Origin of the sequence: Neobacillus niacini, from assembly GCF_030817695.1 — a bacterium.
Taxonomy (GTDB): Bacteria; Bacillota; Bacilli; order Bacillales; family Cytobacillaceae; genus Neobacillus; species Neobacillus niacini_F.
Map to the genome: position 1 here is coordinate 601,078 of NZ_JAUSZQ010000003.1, position 25,130 is coordinate 626,207.

Annotated in this window: 26 protein-coding genes; 21 read left to right on the forward strand and 5 right to left on the reverse strand. The window is 37.7% G+C overall.

The genetic code is table 11. The annotated features are described in order from the left end of the window. Positions 1-85: 85 nt before the first annotated feature. Together QFZ28_RS26440 and kynB are read left to right on the forward strand one after the other, a co-directional pair. Positions 86-1,834: a WG repeat-containing protein gene (locus tag QFZ28_RS26440; protein ID WP_307197605.1), complete on the forward strand. Its 1,749-nt coding sequence runs from the start codon at positions 86-88 to the stop codon at positions 1,832-1,834. A 69-nt stretch (positions 1,835-1,903) separates the two neighbouring features. Then, positions 1,904-2,524 carry an arylformamidase gene (kynB, locus tag QFZ28_RS26445; RefSeq protein WP_373428164.1) on the forward strand — a complete coding sequence of 207 codons (621 nt, stop codon included), beginning with the start codon at positions 1,904-1,906 and terminating at the stop codon, positions 2,522-2,524. Positions 2,525-2,558: 34 nt separating this feature from the next. On the opposite strand, the gene QFZ28_RS26450 is transcribed toward kynB, so the two are convergent. Further along, the gene (locus QFZ28_RS26450; protein WP_307197607.1) at positions 2,559-3,650 is read right to left on the reverse strand and encodes a copper resistance D family protein; all 1,092 of its coding nucleotides are present in this window, start codon (positions 3,648-3,650) and stop codon (positions 2,559-2,561) included. Then, entirely contained in the window at positions 3,651-4,244 is a 594-nt protein-coding gene (locus QFZ28_RS26455) for a copper resistance CopC family protein (protein ID WP_307197608.1), read from the reverse strand. 233 nt (positions 4,245-4,477) lie between these two features. On the opposite strand from QFZ28_RS26455, the gene QFZ28_RS26460 reads away from it, so the two are divergent. The 5 genes from QFZ28_RS26460 to QFZ28_RS26480 all read left to right on the forward strand — a co-directional run bounded on the left by QFZ28_RS26460 (position 4,478) and on the right by QFZ28_RS26480 (position 7,999). After that, positions 4,478-4,732: an amino acid decarboxylase gene (locus QFZ28_RS26460; protein WP_307197609.1), complete on the forward strand. Its 255-nt coding sequence runs from the start codon at positions 4,478-4,480 to the stop codon at positions 4,730-4,732. Between the two features lie 46 nt (positions 4,733-4,778). After that, a complete protein-coding gene (locus QFZ28_RS26465; RefSeq protein ID WP_307197769.1) occupies positions 4,779-4,982 on the forward strand; it encodes a heavy-metal-associated domain-containing protein in 204 nt (67 codons plus the stop codon). A 134-nt stretch (positions 4,983-5,116) separates the two neighbouring features. Next, positions 5,117-6,253, forward strand: coding sequence for a DEAD/DEAH box helicase (locus tag QFZ28_RS26470; protein ID WP_307197610.1), 1,137 nt, complete (start codon positions 5,117-5,119; stop codon positions 6,251-6,253). Positions 6,254-6,339: 86 nt separating this feature from the next. Continuing rightward, positions 6,340-7,809 carry an amidase family protein gene (locus QFZ28_RS26475; RefSeq protein ID WP_307197611.1) on the forward strand — a complete coding sequence of 490 codons (1,470 nt, stop codon included), beginning with the start codon at positions 6,340-6,342 and terminating at the stop codon, positions 7,807-7,809. A gap of 55 nt (positions 7,810-7,864) precedes the next feature. Further along, positions 7,865-7,999, forward strand: a complete 135-nt coding sequence (locus QFZ28_RS26480; RefSeq protein WP_283863792.1) for a hypothetical protein — start codon at positions 7,865-7,867, stop codon at positions 7,997-7,999. Between the two features lie 40 nt (positions 8,000-8,039). Here QFZ28_RS26480 and QFZ28_RS26485 read toward each other — a convergent pair whose 3' ends face one another. The 3 genes from QFZ28_RS26485 to QFZ28_RS26495 form a co-directional block, all read right to left on the reverse strand. Continuing rightward, complete coding sequence (locus tag QFZ28_RS26485) at positions 8,040-9,572, reverse strand: FAD-dependent oxidoreductase (protein ID WP_307197612.1); 1,533 nt, start codon at positions 9,570-9,572, stop codon at positions 8,040-8,042. Positions 9,573-9,700: 128 nt separating this feature from the next. Then, positions 9,701-9,841, reverse strand: coding sequence for a hypothetical protein (locus tag QFZ28_RS26490; protein ID WP_307197613.1), 141 nt, complete (start codon positions 9,839-9,841; stop codon positions 9,701-9,703). 174 nt (positions 9,842-10,015) lie between these two features. Next, positions 10,016-10,390 (reverse strand): DUF1360 domain-containing protein, encoded by a 375-nt coding sequence (locus QFZ28_RS26495; protein WP_307197614.1) that lies wholly within the window; start codon positions 10,388-10,390, stop codon positions 10,016-10,018. Between the two features lie 95 nt (positions 10,391-10,485). On the opposite strand from QFZ28_RS26495, the gene safA reads away from it, so the two are divergent. The 14 genes from safA (at position 10,486) to QFZ28_RS26565 (ending at position 25,123) form a co-directional block, all read left to right on the forward strand. Beyond that, positions 10,486-11,100: a SafA/ExsA family spore coat assembly protein gene (safA, locus tag QFZ28_RS26500; RefSeq protein WP_307197615.1), complete on the forward strand. Its 615-nt coding sequence runs from the start codon at positions 10,486-10,488 to the stop codon at positions 11,098-11,100. Positions 11,101-11,241: 141 nt separating this feature from the next. After that, the gene (locus QFZ28_RS26505; RefSeq protein WP_307197616.1) at positions 11,242-11,586 is read left to right on the forward strand and encodes a lmo0954 family membrane protein; all 345 of its coding nucleotides are present in this window, start codon (positions 11,242-11,244) and stop codon (positions 11,584-11,586) included. An 18-nt stretch (positions 11,587-11,604) separates the two neighbouring features. Further along, positions 11,605-12,249: a PspA/IM30 family protein gene (locus tag QFZ28_RS26510; RefSeq protein ID WP_307197617.1), complete on the forward strand. Its 645-nt coding sequence runs from the start codon at positions 11,605-11,607 to the stop codon at positions 12,247-12,249. A 92-nt stretch (positions 12,250-12,341) separates the two neighbouring features. Then, the gene (gene liaF / locus QFZ28_RS26515) at positions 12,342-13,076 is read left to right on the forward strand and encodes a cell wall-active antibiotics response protein LiaF (protein ID WP_307197618.1); all 735 of its coding nucleotides are present in this window, start codon (positions 12,342-12,344) and stop codon (positions 13,074-13,076) included. Next, a complete protein-coding gene (locus QFZ28_RS26520) occupies positions 13,073-14,125 on the forward strand; it encodes a sensor histidine kinase (RefSeq protein WP_307197619.1) in 1,053 nt (350 codons plus the stop codon). Before liaF ends, QFZ28_RS26520 begins: the two co-directional genes overlap by 4 nt. After that, positions 14,118-14,750, forward strand: coding sequence for a response regulator transcription factor (locus QFZ28_RS26525; protein ID WP_307197620.1), 633 nt, complete (start codon positions 14,118-14,120; stop codon positions 14,748-14,750). Before QFZ28_RS26520 ends, QFZ28_RS26525 begins: the two co-directional genes overlap by 8 nt. 204 nt (positions 14,751-14,954) lie before the next feature. Further along, on the forward strand, positions 14,955-16,010 hold the full coding sequence (locus tag QFZ28_RS26530; protein WP_307197621.1) for an autoinducer 2 ABC transporter substrate-binding protein: 1,056 nt from the start codon (positions 14,955-14,957) through the stop codon (positions 16,008-16,010). Further along, positions 16,000-17,832: a cache domain-containing sensor histidine kinase gene (locus tag QFZ28_RS26535; RefSeq protein ID WP_307197622.1), complete on the forward strand. Its 1,833-nt coding sequence runs from the start codon at positions 16,000-16,002 to the stop codon at positions 17,830-17,832. Before QFZ28_RS26530 ends, QFZ28_RS26535 begins: the two co-directional genes overlap by 11 nt. Then, complete coding sequence (locus QFZ28_RS26540; protein WP_307197623.1) at positions 17,829-19,478, forward strand: response regulator transcription factor; 1,650 nt, start codon at positions 17,829-17,831, stop codon at positions 19,476-19,478. Before QFZ28_RS26535 ends, QFZ28_RS26540 begins: the two co-directional genes overlap by 4 nt. A 189-nt stretch (positions 19,479-19,667) precedes the next feature. Next, positions 19,668-20,225 (forward strand): 6-phospho-3-hexuloisomerase, encoded by a 558-nt coding sequence (gene hxlB, locus QFZ28_RS26545; protein WP_307197624.1) that lies wholly within the window; start codon positions 19,668-19,670, stop codon positions 20,223-20,225. 73 nt (positions 20,226-20,298) lie between these two features. Next, on the forward strand, positions 20,299-21,384 hold the full coding sequence (locus tag QFZ28_RS26550) for an autoinducer 2 ABC transporter substrate-binding protein (RefSeq protein WP_307197625.1): 1,086 nt from the start codon (positions 20,299-20,301) through the stop codon (positions 21,382-21,384). A 152-nt stretch (positions 21,385-21,536) separates the two neighbouring features. Then, entirely contained in the window at positions 21,537-23,015 is a 1,479-nt protein-coding gene (locus tag QFZ28_RS26555; protein ID WP_307197626.1) for a sugar ABC transporter ATP-binding protein, read from the forward strand. 19 nt (positions 23,016-23,034) lie between these two features. Next, positions 23,035-24,072, forward strand: coding sequence for an ABC transporter permease (locus QFZ28_RS26560; protein ID WP_307197627.1), 1,038 nt, complete (start codon positions 23,035-23,037; stop codon positions 24,070-24,072). A gap of 1 nt (position 24,073) precedes the next feature. Further along, positions 24,074-25,123: an ABC transporter permease gene (locus QFZ28_RS26565; protein ID WP_307197628.1), complete on the forward strand. Its 1,050-nt coding sequence runs from the start codon at positions 24,074-24,076 to the stop codon at positions 25,121-25,123. The last annotated feature ends 7 nt before the right edge of the window (positions 25,124-25,130 follow it).

Here is a 25,130-nt window from a genome sequence, read left to right on the forward strand (position 1 = left end):
TTCTTTTTTTGTTTCTAATAACAGATAAGTTGCATCCCGCCCATTTTTTCATATATATAACTAAAAATAAAATGGGGTAGTACGGATGTCTAGAAGAAATACGGAACAGGAAAATTGGATTACCTACCTGCTTTCCTTATCCAGAATGGTTTATCTTTATCCAGCAGAAGTCAAAGAAATTGGCGGAAGTAAGTGGGGATATATCAATGATAAGGGGAATCTTGTTCTTCCGCCACAATATGAATCGGCAGGTGATTTTCAGGAAAATGGTTTAGCCATTGTTCAATTAAACAATCGTACAGGTATTATCGATAACAACGGGTATTTCATTGTGAAACCAAAATATGAAACAATCAGTCCTTTTTCGGAAGGTCGTGCCACAGCCATCGATGGCGAAGGCTTTACAGTATTAGATGAAAGTGGGAAGGAAATTACCTCAAAGGCATATTCCTTTATCGGGGATTATAAGGAAGGCAGAGCAGTTGCAGCCAATACGACCGAGAATGGTAAGTATGTATATGGTTATTTAAATAGAAGAGGAAATGAAGTCATTCCGCTGTCCTATGAAACTGCTAGTGACTTTCAGGATGGTAAAGCCCTTGTTAAATTAAAGGAGGGCAGCTATGCACTTATTGATCTAACAGGAAAAGTGTTGAATTCTTACTCTTATCCATTTGTGGGTGATTATCGAGAGGGCATGCTGGCATTTCGTAGAAGTAATGATGGAAAATGGGGGTACATGGACGAATCAGGTACAGTACTAATTGAACCGCAGTTTACGGGAACACAGCCGTTTATTGAAGAGAAAGCAATTGTAAATGTTGAAAATAATTATTATGGCCTGATAGATAGACAGGGAAAATTTATCATCAAACCCCAGTATGCTAGTTTGATAAATCTAGGAGAAAATCGATATGCACTTGGCAAAGCGCAAGATCCAGAAAGGCCATATCTTTTTCAAAAGTATGCAATAGCCGATTCTAATGGTCACATTTATACAGGGTTTATTTACAACGATGTTTCCCATTACAAGGATGGAATAGCATCAGCCTATAATGACGAAATGACTTTCCTTATTGATAAGCGTGGTCAGAGATTGGGTCACCTTCCAAAGGTGCAAGGCAGCGGATCATTAGCATTTGTTAAATCTTTAATAAAGGGAGATATCGATCTTCGTGTTCTTTACTTCGATAAAAAAGGCGAGTTAATTTGGAAACAAAATACTATTATTCCTTTAAACGACGATTATTCTGTTATTGAAAACAAATTCAAACCCAATAAAGATTATTTAGTCTACTATCCACAGTTAAAGGGTATTGAAAATCTTGAGAGTGTTAATCAAAAATTGAAGGAACTTTCTGGTGTGAAGCCAGTCCCTCAACATACGCAGTTGGAATCAAGCTACGCAGGCGATTTCGACGTAAGCTTTTATAAGAATAACCTGGTTGTCATTGAGATAAACGGCTATGATTATCCTTTTGGCGCAGCGCATGGGATGCCTGTAAAAAAGTATGCCCATATTGACCTAAAAACGGGAAGGTTTTACGAACTTAAAGATTTGTTTATGTCAGGGGCAGATTATGTAAAAGAAATCAGTGAGATTATTGGAGACAAACTAAAAAATGATAATCAATATTCATATGTTTTCCCGGATGCCTATAAAGGAATAAAAACAGACCAGCCCTTTTTTATTAGCGAAGGAGCAGTAAACCTATACTTTGAACCTTATGAAATCGCCCCTTATGCAGCAGGGTTTCCAACCTTCACCATATCTTTTGAAGAAATAAACAGCATCATCAATAAAAATGGAGACTTTTGGCGTTCCTTTCATTAATTGACAACACCAGGATAGCGATATATTTTTAACATAGGCTAATAAAATGCTGTCTAGGGAGTGGAATGGATGAAAATAATTGATATTTCCAGAAGGCTTGAAAATGGAATGCCAGTTTGGCCTGGAGATACACCTTTTCATTATGAGGTGTCATGGTCGAAAGCAGAAAGCGGGTCTGTAAACGTAGGGAGCCTTTCACTGAGCGCCCATACGGGGACGCATGTCGATGCACCTTTTCATTTTGATGATGCTGGAAAAAGAATCATTGAATTGGATCTCGAATTATACATTGGACCTGCAAGGGTTCTCGATATGACTGGGAAGGATAGTATAGGAGCTAAGGATTTAGAGAATGTAGATTTAGAAGGTATCCAAAGAGTGTTGTTTCGAACGTTATCATGGAAAAACGATGCGGAATTTCCAGAAAAAATACCCCATTTGGAAGCGGACCTTGGTCCATTTTTAGCGAAGAGTGGAATACGGCTCATTGGGGTAGATGTTCCATCCGTAGACCCTATTGATAGCAAAGACCTGCATGCTCATCATAGTTTGAATGAAAATGGGATTCACATTCTTGAATCGGTTCTTTTAGATGAAGTGGAACCAGGTGATTATGAATTAATTGCATTGCCGCTGCCATTGGTTGAAGGCGATGGAAGTCCGGTAAGGGCAATATTACGTCCAATTTAAAAAAGCAGCGGGAGTTAATTTCCGCTGCTTCTTTTCATGAAATACTTAACATAAAACCTATATAGCCTGTAAGGATAAATAATAAGCTCATTAATAGTGCCAAAGCTTTTGGAGCTTTTTTTATAAAAGTTACTATGACTAACGCCAGGAAAAAGATAGCGAGTAGAAATAGCGTTATTGAAATAATTCCAGGGGTAAATTCAATTGGGAATTTTATTTGACCTGGGTGGAAAAAGGAAAACAGTTTGGAAGCACCTTCGGCTCTAAGCATCGAACTAAGTTCATGAGGTGGTGAGGCTTGTCCTAATGCACCAGTAATAGAAAAAACCACTAATACAATTATACTTTCCAGCTTTGCCCATGGAAGTGGATTATAGAAAGGATCATTTTTGAGTCTCTTCCGAATCAAAAAGCTATTGATAAAGGCGAATGCTAGTAATGGCAAAATGGCGATATGTTTGATTAATAATGTCTGACCATAGGAAATCGCCGTTACACTAACATAATCGGACAATTCCATATGAAAAGTCATTAAGGATATCCCTGTTATGGTTGTGGTAACGAAACATAATATAGCAACAGGTGAAAACCACTTTAAGAATTTTAACCAATGATCATGGTTCTGTGAAAACCAGCTCACCACTAACAGAATACCAACCCAAGTCGTTATCGCCAAAAAATGGGCGGTGTGTATAAGGAAACCGGCCATTTTGGATAATGAGGCTGCATGACTGGACCAGCCAAGAGATGCGATTAAAATAAGTGTAAATGCTAGACCGGTCAAAGAGAATAACGGTTTTTGTTCAAGTTTAATCGGAATTAGATAAATGAATAGTATCAACGAAATAATCCCCGTACTAATCCATGTCTTACCAACCTCGAAATTTGTTAACACAGACTCAAGAGTATAGGCTAAACCTAGGTCTTCATATAAATAAAGAACAATTTTTAAAACCGGTAAAAATGAAAATAGTGCTATCCCTAAGCTAGCACCCAATAGTACAATTTTGGGGATTTTAATTTCAGGCCGTACCGATTTGGGTACAAGATTAAGAATAAAGCTTCCTAGTAATAACGAAAAACAACTATAAAGTAATGCCTCACTTACAATACCTGCAATAAACATCTAGACTTGTTTCCTCCTAAATATCAACCAATAGCTTCCGAAGCCCAAAACAATAATCAACCCAATAAGCGCTGGAAGTAAATAATTCATGACTTTAGGTTCATCTAAAGCTGCTTCTTTTACTTCTGTTGCTTGATCTTTCATTACCGTCTCTGTGTCTGCAGCAGATGTCGTTTCTGCAGTCGTCACCTCAGCAGATGGTGGTTCTGTCTCGCTTTGTTCCGGAACTCCTGCACTCTCAGGAAGCTGTATAGTGAAAGGAATTTCGCCCTCAAGAGGATGACCATCTTCTCCAATTATTTTCCAATTAATCGTATACGCTCCATTAGTAAGGTTGTCTTCTACATTGGCGATTAACTGATTTCCACTAATGGATACTTCAGAAAGTGGAATAGAGTTATTTTTTTTATCATTTAAGGTAAAAGAGCTAGTAGGTTCAATTGCTGTTTCAAACGTTAGCGTGATGGCTTTAAGTGACTCAGTTACAATTTCTCCATTTTTTGGGGAAGAGTCTTCCAAATGCGAATGTGCAAATACATTTGCCCCAAAAATAAAGAACAACAATGAGGACAGAAGAGCAATTTTATTTAACATCATTTTCAACTCCGATATATTGTTATCTTACTGTTCTTCATTCTACCATTAAATCAAAGCGCTTATATCAAATTCAAGATAATGTTCACAATACGTTCAAAAATAGTATTTTTTCTACAGTTAAGGTATTTATCAACCAACCCTATTTAAAAACATGCTCGGTGCGTGATTTAAATCAATTCTTTAAAATGAAAAGGATGTTACACTTGGTAAAAAACTTGGGAGATGAAATAATGAGCAGCTTTCAAATAGAAGGACAAAGAGCGGTCATAGATATTCGTGAGAGAGTCTTAAAGGGGGAACATCCACGCAGAGAGATCTTAAATTTTGTGAAAACAGCTCCGGTTGGGACTATATTTAAAATTCATTTACCTCACCGAGGAGAACCGTTGGTTGCTACTTTTCAATCTCTAGGCATGAATGCAATCGTCAACGAAGTCGAACTTGCACACTTCCGATTGATGGCCATTAAAATGAATGAAATTTAGATAAATTTAGAATTGCCATTATGGAAAGGGGATATTCAAAGTGAGTATGATTCAGTTATCTCTAAATGATGTTGCCTGCTCTGGATGTATTGGGAAAATAAAAAGGAAAATAAAGAGATATAACGGGATAGAAAAGGTAAGGATTTTAGCTGGAAGTGGAAAAATTGAAATTAACTATAATGAATCAATCATAGAATCGGAAGAAATAAATTCTACCATTCATAAATTGGCGGTCCGAACATTTGATTAATATGTGATTTGAAGCGAAAACCCATTCCGTCCTTAGGAATGGGTTTTTTATGGACACAATTTACTAAATAGGTTAGTATCAGAGGAATGACTGGATATAATATGAAGAAATGAGATAAACAAAAGGAGTCCAAAATGTTAAATACCTTACACCCTTTTTTACAGGAAAACTGGGAAAAGTCCGGATTTCAACAACCCACTTCTATTCAAGATACAGCAATTCCACTGATTCTTGAAGGAAAAGATTTAATTGCTGAATCTCCAACTGGTACGGGCAAGACACTTGCTTATTTACTGCCATTATTAAATAAAGTTGAACCTAATTCACAGTCCTTACAAGCTGTAGTTTTAGCGTCATCGCAGGAATTAGTTATGCAGGTTTATCAAGAATTTCAAAAGTGGTCAGAAGGCAGTGGAATAAGAGGCACCTCCATAATTGGCGGAGCTAACGTAAAACGCCAGCTTGAAAAATTGAAAAAGCGGCCTCATGTCATTTTTGCTACACCAGGTAGATTATTTGAATTAATCAAACAGAAAAAAGTAAAAATGCACGAAGTGAAGCTAGTCGTTTTAGATGAGGGAGATCAGCTGCTCATTCCAGAACATCTCAACACAGTGAATAATATTGTTAAATCGACGATGGGTGACCGCCAGGTGGTCTTATTCTCGGCAACGATGAAAGCTGGAACAGAGAAATTAGCAAAGGAAATAACGAAGGAGCCCGAAATACTTCGAATAGAAAAGGATGAGCTTGCTTCCTCTGGAGAGGTGGAGCATATTTATTTTTCTGCCGAGCCTAGAGATAAGATTAAGTTATTGGAAAAAATTGCTCGTTTAGATAACATCAAAGCCTTAGCATTTATTAATGATATTGGGGAAATTCAAGTTTTTAAAGAAAAGTTCAATTTTAAAGAGTTATCAACAGGAATTCTACATAGTGATATGAAGAAGTTAGAACGCCAGGCGGAGCTCAAGGCTTTCCGTGATGGCAAAACAAAAATGCTGATTGCTACAGATGTAGCGGCACGTGGTTTAGATATTCAAGGGGTTACTCATGTTGTCCATGTGGATTTCCCTAGAGATATTGCTCAATATGTGCATAGAGCTGGCAGAACAGGAAGAATGGGAGCAAATGGTACCGTTATTTCCTTAGTAACGGAGCGGGAAGAACGTGAATTAAAGCGTTACTGTCAAGAATTAAACGTTACGCCTAGTAAAAGAATATTCTTTAAAGGGCAAATTGCTGAACCAGAACAAAAGGCTCGTCGTTAAAAGGCAGGGGAATATCCTCTGCCTTTTTTATAATTGCTGGATTTTTCATTCTATTATAAAATTTATCATATTGGGGGGGAAGAAATATGGAAAATCCGAAGTTAACTAAATACATCGATCATTGGATTGAGGAAGCGACCATCACTCAAATGCAGGAGCAAATGGCATCGGGAGAGCTTACATCTAAAGAACTTGTATTGATGTATCTACATAGAATTTCTGTTTATGATAAAACCATCCACTCAATCCTGGAGGTCAACCCAGATGCGCTGTATATCGCGTCTGCACTTGATGCTGAACGGAAAGAAACGGGACCGCGCAGTGCATTGCACGGTATTCCCATTTTGATAAAAGACAATATTGATACTGCTGATAAAATGCATACTAGCGCCGGTTCTTTAGCATTAAAGGATTCCGTTGCGCAAAGAGATTCTTATGTGGCGGAACAGCTTCGCGCTGCAGGAGCAGTAATCCTTGGTAAAACGAATATGACAGAGTGGGCTAACTTTATGGCCTATGGGATGAAAAGCGGCTATAGCTCACGCGGTGGTCAGGTATTAAATCCTTATGGCCCTGGACAATTCGATGTTGGCGGCTCAAGCTCGGGTTCTGGTGCGGCCATAGCTGCGAATTTAGCAGCTGCTGCGATTGGAACGGAAACGTCTGGATCGATTTTAAATCCATCCTGCCAAAACTCACTCGTCGGAATCAAACCGACAGTTGGTCTAATCAGCAGGAGAGGGATCATACCGATTGCTCATACCCAGGATACAGCCGGACCAATGGCTAGGAATGTCAGAGATGCGGCCATTCTTTTGAATGCATTGACAGGAAGGGATGAAGAAGATCCAATAACAAAAACGAATCCACTAGCTGAGAAAGACTTTACCGAACATTTACGTAAAGACGGACTCAAGGGCAAACGGATTGGCATTGCCTTAGATGGTTTCACAGAACATTTAAATGAAGAAATACTTAAGATTTTCCATGACGCTGTCGCGGTTTTGGAGGCAGCTGGTGCAGAGATTATTGAACATATAGACATTCCATCTGCGAATGGCAAATGGCGGTATGACGTATTAACTTATGAATTTAAACCTGACTTAAACGCATATTTAAACAAACTTCATCCATCTATACCAATTAGAACATTGAATGATTTAATTCAATTTAATAAGGAAAATGAGGAATCAATGCTTAAGTATGGACAGGAAGTCCTGATTCAATCCGATTCAACAAGTGGTTCTTTAACGGAAGCGGATTATGTGAATTCGTTGGAATTTGATCTGTATCATTCCACTGAGCAAGGAATTGATTATGCGCTTGAGAAGTATCAATTAGATGTTATTCTGTTTCCTAGTGAAGAGGCCTCACATATTAGTGCGAAAGCTGGCTACCCGACCATTGCAGTTCCTGCTGGTTATACATCTGTCGGAGAACCTGTTGGTATTACTTTTGCCGGAAGCGCTTTTAGTGAACCAACGTTGATTGAATCGGCTTTTGCGTTCGAACAATTAACAAAGTTCCGTAAAGCACCAGTTCTAGTGGGAGAATAACTTCATTTATTTTCACTCATACTATTTATGTATTCTCTAAAAAGGAGATGATAGTATGGGTAGACAAAAACTCGGTAACGCCAATGCTCAGCGGAATAACAATCGTAAAGAGGCAATGAGAACGCCTGAAGAACTGGTTGAATTTGAAACTGGAGAAAAATTAAAACGTAACCGTCCACATGGCAAATAAAGGAAACGCCTCCCGTACAGGAGGCGTTTTATTATTCTTTTTACTCGTTGCCAACAGACTTGAGTGCCTTTTTTGCTGGTCCTTCGATTACTTCTCCATTATAAGCAAACCGCGAACCGTGACATGGGCAGTCCCATGATTTTTCTGCATGATTCCATTCACATTCACAGCCCAAATGTGTACAAGTGGTATCAACAATATAAAGCTTCCCGTTTTCATCCTTATAGGCGCCTGCACGCTGCCCTTTATGCATGACAACAGAACCTTCACCATTCACTAAATCCCCAGGATCCTTTGGTACAAACTCAAGTTTTCCTTTAATTAGGTGTTTGGCCACATCTGCATTGGTTGAAATAAACGATTTAATATCTGGGTCAGCATCAAAACGTGATGGATTATATAGTTCCTTATATGGGTTATCGCGATTTAAAACATAATCAGTAAGAAGATGGCCAGCCAAAATTCCCGTAGTCATTCCCCATTTTTTATAGCCTGTTGCTACTAAAATATTTTCTTTATCTCGTGTCAATGGACCGATGTATGGTACCTTGTCCAATGTCATCATATCTTGTGCTGACCAACGGTAGTGATATTCGGAAAGGCCAAACACATCTTTTGCAAATGACTCAAGTGCAACATAATGGCTGAGCGTATCAACACCCTGACCTGTTTTGTGATTTTCGCCGCCAAGAATAAGGAGATTACCCCCCTCAATAGGTGTATAGCGAATGGAGCGTGACGGACTGTCAGCGCTAATATACATTCCGCCAGGGTATTCCTGATTAGTTTTTATTCCGATGGCGTAAGATCTTTCCGCATACATCCTTGCAAAATAGAGACCTGGTTTATCATAGAATGGGAAATGGGAGGCAATAATGACCTGTTTGCATGCCACTTTATGTCCGCCCTTTATCTTAACTTTTGGCTGCGCAGTTTCAACATCCTCAATCCCTGCTGCAACTGAATTTTCATAAACCTGACACCCAGCTTTAACCGCCTCTTCTAAAAGTCCCTTTAAGAATTTCAGCGGATGATATTGAGCCTGATTGCGCATTAATAGCGCAGATTTTATTTGAATATCAAATGGAATATTTCCAACTAAGTCACCATCAATCCCGAGCCTTTGATAAGCAGACATTTCCGTTTCAAGTTTCTTATCATATTGATCACTTGTTGCATAAACAAAAGCATCTTGCTTGCTAAAATCACAATCTATTCCTTTTTCGTTTGAGGTATTCTCAACGAATTTGATGGCATTAGAAGTGGATTCAAAATATAACTTAGCCTTTTCTTCGCAGAAATGGCTGATTAATTCATCGTATATCAATCCATGCTGAGCAGTGAGCTTTGCGGTTGTATGTCCCGTAGTCCCGTTTAACACTCCTCCAGCTTCAATTATTGCAACTTTAACACCTTCTTTTGCTAGCAAATAAGCAGCAGTAATACCTGTTATACCTGCACCGACAATCGCAACGTCAACTGTAGTATCCTCATTCAATTTTTCAAATGTTGGTAAGTCTATTTCACGCCAATACGTTCTGGGAAATTGGTTGGTGCTTTCAGATGAACTCATATGTCTTCCTCCAGTATTATATTCATATGATTAATTTTTCCAATTAGATTGAAATCATGTAATGGTTATCAAAGAATTAATATAATAAATAAGAACCCTGGAGAAACCAGGGTTCTTTGCATAATAGATCAATCCATATCCTTTTTAACCGGGTCAATACGGGTGGAGTCTTCAGAGTTAAGTGTTTCTCTTAAAAAATAAACCATTGTACCCCCAACAAAACCAAGACAAATGATAAACCCAATGGCAGTGACCCACCATTCAGCCATTCAAATCCCCCCTTTCATTGTCCAGCTACAGGCGCCATCGGCTCGAGGTCATAAGCCAATCCGTCAAGAAGGTTAAAGAGCAACCTTCATGCCGGCTCGTCTTATGCTTGTCGCCGATAAGCAGGCGCCTTCCGCTTTCCTAATGTGTATGCGAAAGGGGGAGCATTCTATTATTTATTTTTTCTTTTCTAAGTCTGCATAATAATCTACCTTCTTAATATTTACCCCGACAAACGTTTCAATAATGGATTGCCCGCCTGCGATTGAAAAAATCAAAATGATCACAAACGTTACCCGGGGAAAAAGAAGATATCCGCCTCCAAGAAATATCGCACTCCAAACGCCGGCACACCAATAACATTTCAGTAAATACCCAAACATGCCTTTTGGTACTTCCTTTGTTTCAATTCCATGATTGGTTTCTACTTTCACTTTCTTCATAAATGGCTTACGTATAAATTCAGTAATCTTATCAAAAACAATTAAATGGGTTAATCGATAGCTAGCCAAAATTAACATGACATAGGTAATCCATGAAATGTCTCTCACACTTTTTCCTCCACACTTTACATAAAAAATTTTATTTTGACACTCTGTATATTTTGAACCTGAAATCAAAAATATATATCGGAGGAGGCGTAAAAATGAAAAAATCATTTTGGTTAAGTTTACTGTTTTTACTATCACTATTGAGTATTCCAAGCATGTCATTTGCCCAGCAGATTTATACTGTACAGCCTGGCGATTCACTATGGAAAATCGCTGTTCGTTACCAAGTCGGGATTTCGGAAATCATTTCAGCAAATCCACAATTTAGGAATCCAAATCTTATTTATCCAGGAAATAAGGTGAATATTCCTAACTATGACGCAACAAAAAGCATTGAAAGCCAAGTTGTCCAATTAACGAATCAAGAGCGGGCAAAAAATGGATTAAAGGCCTTAACTCAAGATTGGGAACTCTCCAGAGTGGCACGTTATAAGTCGATGGACATGAGGGATAAAAACTATTTCAGTCATACTAGTCCGACTTACGGCAGTCCATTTACCATGATGAAGAATTTCGGAATCACCTATCGCTCCGCAGGCGAAAATATTGCAGCAGGTCAAACAACTGCTCAGGAAGTTGTTCGAGCTTGGATGAACAGCCCGGGCCATCGCGCCAATATACTAAGTGGAAATTATACGCATATAGGTGTTGGATACGCACAAGGCGGATCACAAAGACATTATTGGACACAAATGTTTATCTCAAAATAATCACAAGAAGGGTCAGTTCCTGACAAGGGACTGACCCTTTCTACGTCTTAAGACCGATATGAAAATAAAGCGCTGGTTCGTTATGAGGAATTTAGAATAGAGGTAAGATGAAATCAAGATAAAGAAAGGAGGAAATAAACAATGAAAAAATTTGGATTATTACTTGCAGGTGGAATTGCAGCGATTATTTTACTTTCATCTATAGGTCCGATGATAGGATTACTAATTGGTCTTGCGATTCTGTACTTCATTTTCAAACAGTTCCTAAAGGCTGATTCCACTGGAAGAAAGGTTGTTTTGGGGATTATCGGATTTTTTGTCTTAATCGCCTCTATTCATAACGCACCGGCTATTATTGGTGTTGTTGCTGCCTATGTACTTTATCTTGTTTATAAAAACTGGAATAGCAGCAAAAAGAAATTTGTAAAAGAGGATACAGACCCGTTTGTAAATTTTGAAAGGCAATGGAATGAAATAAACAACTAAATTTAAGGAGAGATAAAGATGACAAACCTATTAACACGAATTAAAGATACGATTATGGCAGATTTACATGCTGCAGTGGATCAAAAAGAAAAGCAAAATCCAATTTCCCTTCTTAACCAATATCTTCGTCAATGTGAGCAAGAGACTGAAAAAGTGAGAAAGCTTGTGGAACGTCAATACGCACTGAAAGATGAATTTACTAGAGAATATTCTCAAGCAGTGGAATTGGCTGAAAAGAGGAAATATCAGGCGGAAATCGCCTCTAAAGCAGGTGAAACCGAGCTGTATGAATTTGCAACAGCAGAACATCAGCAATTCTCAAGCCGTGTTGAACGTCTTGGGACTTCACTAGAGCATGTGAAAGAACAGCTTAGTCAATTAGAAAGAAAATATGAGGAAATGAAACATAAGTTAAAAGATATGCAAATCCGCCGCTTGGAATTAATGGGCCGTGAAAATGTTACCCGTGCCAATCATCGCATGAATCAAGTGATGGACTCAAATCATACGTCTAACAATGTAAACGCACGTTTCCAAGAAATTGATTCTTACTTAGATCGTTTAGATCATCAAGTGAAAAGTTCATATTACCGCGATACCATTGATGCAAGAATTGCCCAGTTAGAAAAAGAAATGAAATTGGAAGAAAGCAAGTCCATTTAATAACCAAAACATGGTATTCTAAAAAGGTGCAGCATGCTGCACCTTTTGGCCTAACTATCAAACAGATTAAAGTGAAGGGGAGGGGTGGCCAGATGTTTAAAAATACAAAGAATAATTATACAGAATGGTTAGTTATCATTGGGGTTGTCGTTCTCTTGCTAGAGGTTTTGTTTTTTAGCAGTGGTCTTGTTTTCTCCCTTTTATTATCTTGTGGAATGATTTATTTAGGTCGAAAAAGAACAGGAAAAAAATTTGGTAAGTTTCTTTTCTTCGCTGGTATCATTTTATTAATCATCCAAGTATTTAGCATGATGACCTTTAAGTTTTTATTACTGGCTATTCTCTTACATTTTATTATTCAATATTTTAACTCTAAAAAGAATCCAAATAAAATTACATTAGATATCAAAGAATCAGAGCAGGCTCAGAAAGAAGAAACGCTGATTAAGACCAAGCCGCTCTTCGAAAATATATTTTTGGGACAGCAAAAAACTCCTGGCAGTGTTTATGAATGGAATGACATTAACATTCAATCTGGTATTGGAGATACCATCATAGATTTAAGTTATACTGTTTTGCCGAAGGGTGAAACCATTATCTTTATCCGAAATGTCATTGGCAATATACAAATCCAAATACCTTATGAAGTAGAAGTAAGCGTTCAGCATTCTTGTATTGTTGGTTCTACTACTGTTTTTGAAAATCATCAGGCTCAGGTTTTTAACCAAGCTTTCCACCTTAAGACTGCGGGCTATGACCAGGCGGAGCAAAAGGTTAAAATCTTTACCTCCTTGTTGGTGGGCAATTTAGAGGTGAGCCGGATATGAGCACGATCCAAAGGCAGGTTGTATGGAATATCGCTTCTTCAGTCATGATTGCTCTCGTGGTGTCCGCTGTCTTTATCATTGTTTTTCCAATTTCGGATTGGTCTGAACTATGGAATCGGCATTTTATGGATATCCCATTTATCATATTTATTCCGGCATTCAGTATTGCGTTTGGTATCCTATTGGGCGTTTTTTCAGGTATATTCTGGAGAAGACAGTTCCAGGCTGTAGAACATTCATTACATCAGTTAGAACAGGGGAAACAAATTGGTTCTGATGGAAAACAGGCCATTTCAGAAATGGAAAGTATAGCAGATCAAATTGATAAGATAAGCAGGCAAATGTCTGAACAAGCCAAGCTTTCACAACGATTGGCTACAGAGAAGGTTGAAAATCAGGAAGCGAGGATTCAAGAAATAATTGAACAGGAACGAAACCGTCTCGCCCGTGAATTACATGATTCCGTCAGTCAGCAATTATTTGCTGCTTCAATGATGATGTCGGCCATCAATACAACAAGACAAGGTGCGAATGAAGAGGATAGGGAAGCGAAACAGTTGAAAATGGTGGAAGGGATGATTCATCAATCACAACTTGAAATGCGTGCCCTGCTTCTTCATTTGCGGCCAGTTGCATTAAAAAATAAAACACTGCAAGAAGGAATGGAAGAGTTACTAATCGAATTATCACAGAAAGTAACAATGGAAATTAAGTGGAAGGTTGAAGCATTTCCACTTGATAAAGGAATTGAGGATCATCTATTCCGTATCCTTCAGGAGTCGGTATCCAATACACTAAGGCATTCAAAGGCGAATAAACTTGAAGTGTTATTGATTAAGCGGGATGATCTAGTCATATTAAGAATTGTTGATGATGGAGTTGGGTTTGAAGTCGAAACAAAAAAGGCCGGTTCTTATGGTATGCAGAATATGCACGAGCGGGCCCTTGAAGTTGGAGGCACATTCAAGGTCATTAGTGTACAGAGTAAAGGTACAAGGCTGGAAGTAAAGGTACCTGTTATGACAAATGGAGATGGTGTAAATGATTAGAGTAGTATTTGTCGATGATCATGAGATGGTAAGAATTGGAGTTTCTGCTTATTTATCAGCACAGCCAGACATCGAAGTCGTAGGTGAGGCAGCTGATGGAAAAAAAGGTGTGGAACTGGCACTTGAGCTAAGACCGGATATTATTTTAATGGATTTAGTCATGAAGGAAATGGACGGGATTGAAGCAACAAAGCAAATCATTGAAAATTGGCCTGAGGCAAAAGTGATCATCGTCACAAGCTTTTTGGACGATGAAAAAGTTTATCCTGCACTAGAAGCAGGTGCAACTAGTTATATGCTAAAAACATCAAAAGCAGATGAAATTGCAAATGCAGTTCGTGCTACATATCATGGTCAGTCTGTCCTTGAGCCTGAAGTAACAGGAAAAATGATGGTGAAAATGCGCCAGAAACAGCAGCATCTGCCACATGAAGAACTCACCAGCCGGGAAATGGAAATATTAATGCTAATGGCAGAGGGAAAAACCAACCAAGACATCGCTGACGAACTATATATCGCATTAAAAACCGTAAAAACCCATGTCAGTAACATTTTAAGTAAACTAAACGTCCAAGACCGAACACAGGCAGTCATATACGCATTCAAACATTCGTTAATAAAATAAAGCTAAAAAGGACTGATTAAGTCCTTTTTTTTATTGAATCAGCTCTATAAGTACTTATGATAGATATAGTATAATCGTATTATGGTATATTACACAATTTTTTGTAGAAAAAGATAATAATATATAAAATCTTGTATAATATTGAAAAGCGTATTTGTACCTCTTATTTTTCTAAAATATTTACTAGTCGATGGGGGTAATACTGTGCCAAATAAATATTTTCTTTTCCTTTTAATCCTTTTCATTTTAAGCGGTTGTGGCGAAATTGGGAATAAATCAGCAAAGTATGAAATTGTTTATAATGGAGAAGTAAATAGCCAAAAGAAGACAGTTGAACATAAGGAACCAAGAAAAGATGGAGCATACACAATTGCACTTGTAACTAAAATCGAGGGAGCGCCTTACTTCAATGCTGCGAAAATTGGTGCACTAGAAGCGGGAGAAGACCTAGGCGTAAATGTTCTTTTTAAAGGTCCTTCGACGTCTAGCTGGGAGGAGCAGGAACAAATTATAGAAGAATGGATTGGGCAAAATGTAGATTGTATTGCGGTTGCTGCTAACGATCCTGAAAAATTAGGCACAGTATTGCAAAGGGCAAGAGATAGTGGAATAAAAGTGATCACGTGGGATTCAGATACGAATCCGGAGTACCGAAGTTTCTTTATTAATATGGTTGACCCCGAAATATTAGGCCGGCATATTTTGGACACGCTTGCATGGGAGGTCAATGAGCAGGGAAACTATGCGATTATGACGGGTTCGCCCACTGCAGCAAATTTAAATGATTGGATTAAGTGGATTAAAATCCATAATGCGGAATACTACCCGAATATGAATTTGGTTGAAATAGTACCTACAAATGAAGATAAAGACAAAGCCTATTTAGTTGCAAAAAACTTATTACAAAAGTACCCGGATTTAAAAGGGATTATTGGAGTTTCCACCCTTAATCCGCCTGCGGCTGCGTATGCTGTAAAAGAGGCCGGAAAGATCGGTAAAATAAAGGTGGTGGGCGTATCATCACCCCAATTAATGAAATCTGCCTTAAAAGATGGAGCTGCCCAAACGGTCACACTATGGAGTCCTCAAAAATTGGGGTATTTAACGGTTAGGTTGGCAAAAGATTTACTGGATGGGGAAACACCTTATAGCGGACAAAAGATTCGGAAAATTGGGGTAATTGAGTTTGACAACAATATAGTTATAATGGATCAGCCTATTGATATTACAAAGGAAAATGTTGATCAGTATGATTTTTAAACATAATAAACAAATACAAATTAATAATATAAGATTATCGACCAAATTGATTATTACGTATGTCTTACTAACGGTCATTCCGATGGCGTTATTAGGAATAGTCATGTATAACCAATATTCCAAGTCGATCGAGGTTCAGGTCGGAGAATATATTCCACAATTATTAAGTCAAGCCAATAATAATATAGAAAACGAGATTGGGAAACTTGAAAACTTATCTGAACTTATCTATAGCTCAGGGGAAGTTATGGAAGTACTAAGGAATAATCGTGATCAAAATAAATCGTCACTTCGGCAAGGACAGTATACGGTCCAAAGTTATTTGACGAACATTTATCTAAATTCCAATAATCCTGATATTTTGGGCGCCTTTTTAGTATCAAATAATCGGTTATTTGCCAGCACACGAACTTCTTATGAGGGATTCAGTTTTAAAGACCGTTCTTATGAATACCAAATAGATTTTCCACAAGCGGAAGGTATGGAGTTACTGCTCCCATCTCAGCTTAATTTAACATTTAAAAACAACCCATCTTATTTTTTACTAGCTAAACAAATAACAGATTTTGATAATAGAAAGAATTTAGGCACCTTATATGTAGCTGTTAATGTGACCTTTTTCGAGAAATTTCTTGAAGACTTGCAAAGGAAAGAAAATACCACGATGTGGCTCATGGATCAACAAGGGGATATAATTTATCACACTAATAACCAGGAAATCGGGAAAAAGGTGGAAGCCATACATGAATATCCACTATTGAATGGCAGTTTCCGTATGAATAGTTATGGTCAGAAAACCCTGATTAGTTTAGGGGAAGCAAAGGAATTTCCTTGGATTCTCGCACACAGTATTCCATTGAAAAATTTAAAAGAACAAACGGGCAGTGTTCGGAATGTGACCGTGTTCCTCTTTATTATCGTTATTTGTATCACAACACTTATTTCAATTTTTTTAGCATGGACCGTGACAAGACCTATTAAACAATTAAGTAGAATCATGAAAGATGTTGAGACAGGAAATTTTAGCGTAGAAGTACCAATTCATTCAGGTGATGAGGTGGGAATGCTTGCAACTAGTTTTCGCACGATGCTTACAAAAATACGGGAATTGATTCAAAAAAACTACCTGATTGAGATTCGTCAAAAAAACGCGGAATTATACGCTTTGCAATCCCAGATTAATCCCCACTTTATGTACAATACATTAGAAACAATTGGGATGGCGGTTGAAGATGGGGAGCGGGAGCAGGTCGTTCGAATGATTACTATTTTAGGAAGAATGATGAGGTTTTCGATTAGCAATAAAGACAGTCTCATTCCTATTTCTAGTGAAGTTCAGCATATTCAAGACTATTTGAATATACAAAAGTTCAGGTTTGAAGATCGGTTATCCTTTATAATTCGTGAAGATGTCGATAGTAGCAAGTACTATACCCCAAAATTTTTACTGCAGCCAATCATTGAAAATGCTATCAAATATGGTTTAGAGAGAAGAAAAGAACTGGTTATTGAGATAGAAGTCGTGGAAGAACAACTTGAAGAAGGACCCACAGCTATACTTTTTATTATTAGAGATAATGGACCAGGTGTTGATGAGGCTACATTGGTCAAGCTTAGAAAATTGTTATCTTCTGATCCAATGAAAAGGAGAGATTCCGGTTTTGGTATTATTAATGTATATGCAAGGATTGCGATGATGTTTGGAGAAAACTACGGTTTGCTGCTCAAGAGTGAAATAGATAAAGGAACGGAAGTCGTAATAAGAATTCCTAAAACTATTGAAGCTAATATAGCTAATTTCGCGAGGGGGAGCGCACAGTGAGAGGAATTAAAACGGTAATTGTAGATGACGAGCCAAGAATTAGGAATGGAATTGAAAGACTGGTTGTTTCAAATGGGGAAGAGTGGGAAGTAATAGGTGTATTTTCGGATGGACAGGCAGCGTATGAAGCGATTGTGAATCAATTTGAATCGATTGATTTATTAATAACGGACGTTCAAATGCCTATTATGGATGGCTTAACTTTGATCAAAAAATTAAACAGCGAGTCACATGATTTTTTTACCATGTTTATTAGTGGCTATGATGACTTCAAGTATTTACAAGAAGCCATCCGCGAAGGGGCAATCGATTATATTTTAAAACCAATCGATAGGGACAAATTTCAATTACAATTAGATGAAGTAAAAGAAAGAATTAGGAATAAACAAAAAGAAGAAGAAAGACGGAAAGACATCGAGGAAAGGGCACTACAACTTACGTATGCCAAACAAATTCACCATTTAAGTGAATTGACATGGAATGATGAGACAGACTTCTCCTTAATGGACTGGACTTTCCAGTTTCCAAAAGGTCATTATAAACTAGTGCACATCGATATTGATCAAATGTTGTCAAAAGTAAAAGGGGTTTCACCATCAGGGTTAAGGGATTGGCATTTTGCCGTTGAAAAGATGATGAATGAGTTGCTGGTGGATGGATTCGGTAATCAAGAGGTACAATATTGGATCTGGAAAAAAGGGAATGTAAGTTTTTGGTTATTGCTGTTACATGAAGAACCAGAGAGAGAAGGAACTTCTTTTAATCTATTAATGGAAGAATACTTATTAAAGTTAAAAAAGAAAATCCAACGGGATTTTCCATTTACAGTGTCCATCGCATTCGGAAATGAATTTGAAGACCTGTCCCTTTTGCCTGCAATGAGAGATCAATTACTGTCATTAATGAAATTTAGAATCATCGAAGGTGGTAATAAAATCTTTCATCTAAGCACCTTGAACAATCTTTCAAATGAAAAAACGTTAATGATGCCATCCTTTGTGTATAAATATACAGAGAAGACCGTCAATGCTGTCCGTGAAAAAAATGAACGGGAAGTAATCCAGGCTATAACTGGCTTTTTCCATGAGCTTGAGACGTTGAAATCTCCTTTATTAATTCAGGAATCTATCCAATATTTATGTATTCGTATTATTAAATGTTGGATGGAAAACGATGGATTCGGGGAAGAGATTAATTTGCTAATGAAAGCGATTCAAATAACAAAAAAGTCAGCTAATTTATCTCAATTAAAAGAAGGGATCAAGGAATGGGTGACAAGCCTCGTAAATAGGTTGATGGAAATGGAAGCTAGTCATTCAGACCCCATTTCAAAGGCAAAGGAATGGATTCTTCACAATCTTAGTGAAAGTATTACCATAAAAAAAGTGGCGGACCATGTGTATTTAAACCCTACTTATTTTTGTGAGTACTTTAAGACCCAGACTGGCGAAACAGTATTGAGTTATGTAACCAAAACCCGATTAAAAAGGGCGATGGAACTGCTGGAAAAAACGGACCTGAAAATTTATGATGTTTCTGTAAGTGTTGGATATCAAGATACGAAATATTTTAGCCGTCTTTTTAAACAATGGACAAGTCAGTCTCCATCGCAATATCGGGAGAAGTACCACAACCTATCTGTATAAATAATGATTTCATGAGATTCCCGATTAATGGGGGTCTTTTTTTTGTTTACTTCTTTTAAACATTCCGAATACTATCCCCCCAATCTGAATATCACCTCCTAGGAACAGGGACATATTCCATCTATAATCGAATTAATCCAAGTTGATGTAAACGCTAACAGTAATAAAAGTACTTAGGAGGCTTCTGATATGTTTAAATCCAATTTAAAGTCAATAGCGCTAGAATTATCTGATGTATTTGACAAAATAGACCAAGAAAGAGTAGCTGAGGTTGTTAGCTATATTCATAACGCTCCCCGTATTTTTGTTGCCGGAGCAGGACGATCTGGGCTAATGATGAAAGCGTTCTCTATGAGGTTAATGCACTTGGGCTTTGATGTGCATGTGGTTGGAGGCGCTACCACCCCAAATTCTAGGGCAGAGGACTTATTAATTTTAGGTACTGGATCTGGAGAAACGGGAAGTTTAATAACTTATGCCAATAAAGCAAAGAGGTTAGGATTAAATGTCATTACTCTAACTAGCTTCGTAGATTCTACCTTAGGAAATTTGGCAGATACTACGCTGCAAATACCCGCACCAACTCCAAAGTCTGATAAAACGAGCGATATTACTTCTATTCAACCAATGGGTGCACTGTTTGAACAATCGTTATTGATTTGTTTGGATGGATTAATTATGGAACTAATGGCAGAAAAAATGAAAGATGCAAATCATATGTTTCAAAATCATGCAAACCTTGAGTGAAGCCTTTACGGGCAGTTGCGGTTAAATTAACGGCAACTGAAATTAAATATAAAATCTAGCAGGAGGGGTTAAAATGAAAAAGTTTTTTGCAATGGTTCTGATGGTGGTGATGATGTTCGCCATGGTAGCGTGTTCCAATGAAGAAACAAGCGGAACAGGAAATGGTTCAACATCAAGTGGGAATGGAGATTTATTAGATCCAGCTAACTACAAATCAGATAAAGATAAATCAGAATGGACAATTGGTGTAGTCACAAAAGATAACACGGCAGCTTGGTTTAAACGTATGAAAGTTGGAGTCGATAGATATGGTAAGGAAATGAATATTAAGGTCATTCAGAAAGGGCCAGCTAATGCTGACGCAGCTTCCCAAGTACAAGTAATTGACGATCTTATTGCACAGGGTGTAGATGCTCTTGCTGTTGTACCAATTGATCCAGGTGCAATTGAAGCATCTTTAGAAAACGCTTTATCAAAGGGTATCGTTGTTGTGACACATGAAGCTTCTAACCAAAAAAATACATTATTCGATGTTGAAGCCTTTACATCTGAAGATTTTGGTGCAAAGATAATGGACTCTCTTGCAGAAGCTATGGGTGAGGCAGGCAAGTATGCCGTGATGGTAGGTTATACGACAAGTACCACACACATGGAGTATGCAAATGCTCAAAAAGCCCGTCAAGAAGAAGCATTTAAGGACATGGAACTTATTAATAATGGTGAAGTTCCAAGTGCAGAATCAGAGGAAAGTGTCGATGTAGCTTATGAAAAAGCAAAACAAATCTTAAAAGCGAACCCAGATTTGAAAGGTTTTACAGGAGTAGCTTCTACTGACAGTCCTGGGATAGCGAATGCGGTAGAGGAGTTAGGTTTATCCGGAAAAGTTAGTATTGTAGGTGTAGGAACACCAAATGAATTCTCTAATTATGTAAAGGCCGGCACCATTAATAAACTATTACTATGGGATCCTGCAGACGCTGGTTATGCAATGGTTTCCGTCGCTGCCAAGATTCTAGCAGGTGAGGAAATTACTGAAGGCGCAGACTTAGGCATTAAAGGTTATGAAAGTGTAAAAATCGTTAAAGGCGCTAATAAAACCCTTATCGGTAATGCACCACTCGAAATTACAAAAGAAAACATTGATCAATACGATTTCTAAAAAAAGATTCCATAAAACATAATCTTCTATTTTAAATAATGAGCTATAAAGAAGTGCCGTATCCTTTGTTATTTGTTTTAAGAAGGTGGATACGGTATTTCTTTATAGAAAAAGTTGCTTTTATTACGTTCTATGCTTGAAGGAGGGGTAACATGGCAGAAGATATTTTATCTTTAAAAGGCATCCAAAAATCTTTTGGAGGAGTTCATGCTTTAAAAGGTGTTGACTTACAAATAAAGAAGGGTGAAGTACACTGCTTAGCTGGAGAAAATGGTTGTGGTAAATCTACCATTATTAAAGTTATTTCTGGTGTACACCAACCAGATTCAGGTGTAATTGAAATAAATGGAAAAGAATTTACCAATATGACACCGGCTGAAGCTATAAAGCAAGGCATTCAAATTATTTATCAAGATTTTTCTGTATTTCCGAACCTAACAGTTGTCGAAAACTTAGCTTTTAATCAGGTTTTAGCAAGAAAAAAGAAATTTGTGAATAGAAAAGAGTTTAGGAGAATTGCTGAGGAAGCAGTCAGTAAAATTAATTTTGACGTTGATTTAGATGCGTTAGTCGAAACCCTTCCGGTTGCTGACAAACAATTAATAGCCATTTCCAGAGCATTACTTGATGATTCAAAACTAATTATTATGGACGAACCGACCACCGCATTAACAAAGAAGGAAGTAAAACGATTATTTGAAATAATCAACAGGCTCAAAAAAGAGGGAGTTACAATTCTTTTTGTTTCACACAAATTAGATGAGGTTTTCGAAATTTGTGACAGTGTTACGATTTTAAGAAGTGGTGAAAATGTGATCTCTTGTCCCGTTACAGAGATGGATGAAGAGAAATTCAGTTATCATATGACTGGTCGTCATTTTGATGGAGAAGGATTGAGTAAAAGTACGAGTATTGGAGAAACAGTACTAGAAGCGAAGAATCTTTCTTCCGAAGGGTTTGAGAATGTTAGTTTCCAATTACGAAAGGGTGAAATTCTTGGACTTACTGGACAGCTCGGTTCCGGTAGAACTGAATTAACATTGGCATTATTTGGCTTACAACGACCCTATGAGGGGGAAATTTTGGTCGAAAATAAACAGGTCGATATACATAATCCTACAAAAGCTCAAGAGCTTGGGATTGCCTTAGTTCCAGAGGATCGATTAACAGAAGGACTATTTTTACCACAATCTATCAAGCAAAATATAGCCGTCACCAAATTAGAGGACCTTTCCAATTCCCTAGGGGTAATAAATAATCATGCTTTTAATGAAGAATCACGCAAAGGGGTAAAAGATCTTGGTGTTGCAACCAAAAATGATGAGTTTCCGGTATCTACTTTATCAGGAGGAAACCAACAGAAAGTGGTCTTAGCTCGCTGGATTGCTGTTGGTCCTAGAGTATTAATATTGAATGGCCCCACTGTAGGAGTAGATATAGGGGCTAAGTATGATATCCATAAATTATTGCGTAAATTAGCCAATGAGGGTATGGGGATTATCGTCGCATCTGATGACATATCTGAAATACTAACTACTTGTGACCGGGTCATTGCTATGCAAAATGGAAAAATAACAGGTGAAATTGCCGGTGTAAATTTACATGCAGATGTATTAGCTAACTATATTTAGTGAACAAGGGGTGTGAATTATGAGTGTATTCTCCAGAAAGAACATGAAAAAGATTTCAACAAGACCTGAATTCTATGTTTTCTTAATTATTATTATGTTGAGCATGATTATCCAGGCTAAATCGGGCCTTTTCTTTTCAAATAATAATATCGTTGATCTCTTGCGTTCCATGACCGTTCCATTAATTTATGCAATTTGTGCCTATCTTGGCTTTATTAGTACAGGTCCGGATGTATCATTTCCTTTAATTGCAGCATTGAGTGGATACTTAGCAACTGAGTTTGTTTTTCAGACTGGATATAGCGGTCCAATCGTTGTGGTATTCTTGGTAGCCATCTTCTTTGGCTTAATGATGGGTGCTATTAATGGCTTTATTATCGCGAAGTATAATTTTCCAAGCTTGATTGTAACATTAGGGACTACATCCATATTTAGTGGAATATTATTAGGCGTCTTTGAAGCCGGTCGTATTAAACTTCCAAGCTCTATGATTGAATTCGGACAACAATCGCTCATAACCGTTACAAATGCAAAAACTGGTTTAGGATCATCACTTCCAGTAACATTTCTTATTGCTGTTGGATTGTACCTGATTACGTACCTTATTCTAAACTATACGATGGCAGGCCGCGGAGTATTTGCCGTGGGGGGGGATGCAACGTCAGCAGAAAGGGCCGGTTTTAATGTTAAGCGAACTAGGTTCGGTGTGTTTACGATTAACGGCGGACTTGCAGCTATCGCAGGTGTCTGTTACTCCGTTGAATCCTCTTATTTTTTACCTACTGAGTTTGCAGGGGAAGAAATGATCGTGATTGCTGCGGTTATTCTTGGTGGTACCCGGTTAATGGGTGGTGTAGGAACACTGACAGGTTGTGTTTTAGGTACTTTATTGCTAACGATTGTTACGAATAGTTTAATTCTTATTGGAGTCCCCATTTATTGGCAAAAATTTATTATCGGAGCAATCATTATTATTGGTACTGCCATTTCAGTCATTCAAGTTTATAACGTAAAGGGTTTCAATAGAATAAAACGGAAGAAGATGGGGGTTGCTTAGGATGAATACTGAATTAAAAAGAACACCTTATCTGAAAAAAAGGGAACCATTTATTCTTACTGGTTTAGATGGAAATATTGTCAGATTAGTAACTATCATGCTTGCTATTTTTGTGATTGCTAGTATGACCAAACCCGACAGCTTTCTATCTTTAGCTAATTTTCTATCAATGGAAAAACAGCTGGTTGAATATGGGTTGATGGCAATCGGAGTAAGTATAGCTATGATTGCAGGAGGGATTGATCTTTCTGTTGTTTATATTGCTAATCTAAGTGCCATCTTATCTGGAATGTTTATGCAAAAGTTCGCATTAATGGCAACTGGACCGGAACAGGTATTTTTTATCGTAATCGCCATTTTGCTAGGCATACTAACTGGCATTCTATGTGGCGCATTTAATGGATTCTTAATCGCCCGCCTCCGTATACCAGCAATGTTAGCAACATTAGGAACTATGCAATTATATATGGGGATTGCGATTGTTATTACTGGTGGAGGGATTGTAAGTGGTTTGCCAAGACCTTTTACTCTGTTAGGGTCGACGATTGTATTTGGAATTTTCCCTCTATCATTTGTTATTTATATTTTAGCTGTAATCGTTGTTGCCTATATGATCGCCAAAACAAAATTCGGAATGCGTGTCTATTTATTAGGAACCAATAGCAAAGCAGCTAAGTTTGCAGGAATAAAAAATAATAACATCATCGTTAAAGCTTATATGCTATCAGGTATGTTAGGAGCCACTGCTGGATTATTAAGTTTGGCAAGAATAAATTCGGCAAAGGCAGACTTTGGGTCTAGTTTTGTCATGCTGACAATTTTGATTGCCGTGTTAGGTGGGGTTAATCCCGACGGAGGGAAAGGAAAGATATACGGTATTTTCCTTGCTACAGTCATTGTCCAACTTATTTCTTCTTACTTAAATATGTTCCCACAAATCAGCAATTTCTACCGAGATATGATTTTTGGTATTGCGCTGATTGCTATTTTAATTGTCAACTATGTTTTGGATAAGAAGAAAGAAGCAAAGTTAATCAGAATGAGTCAATAGGAAAAAG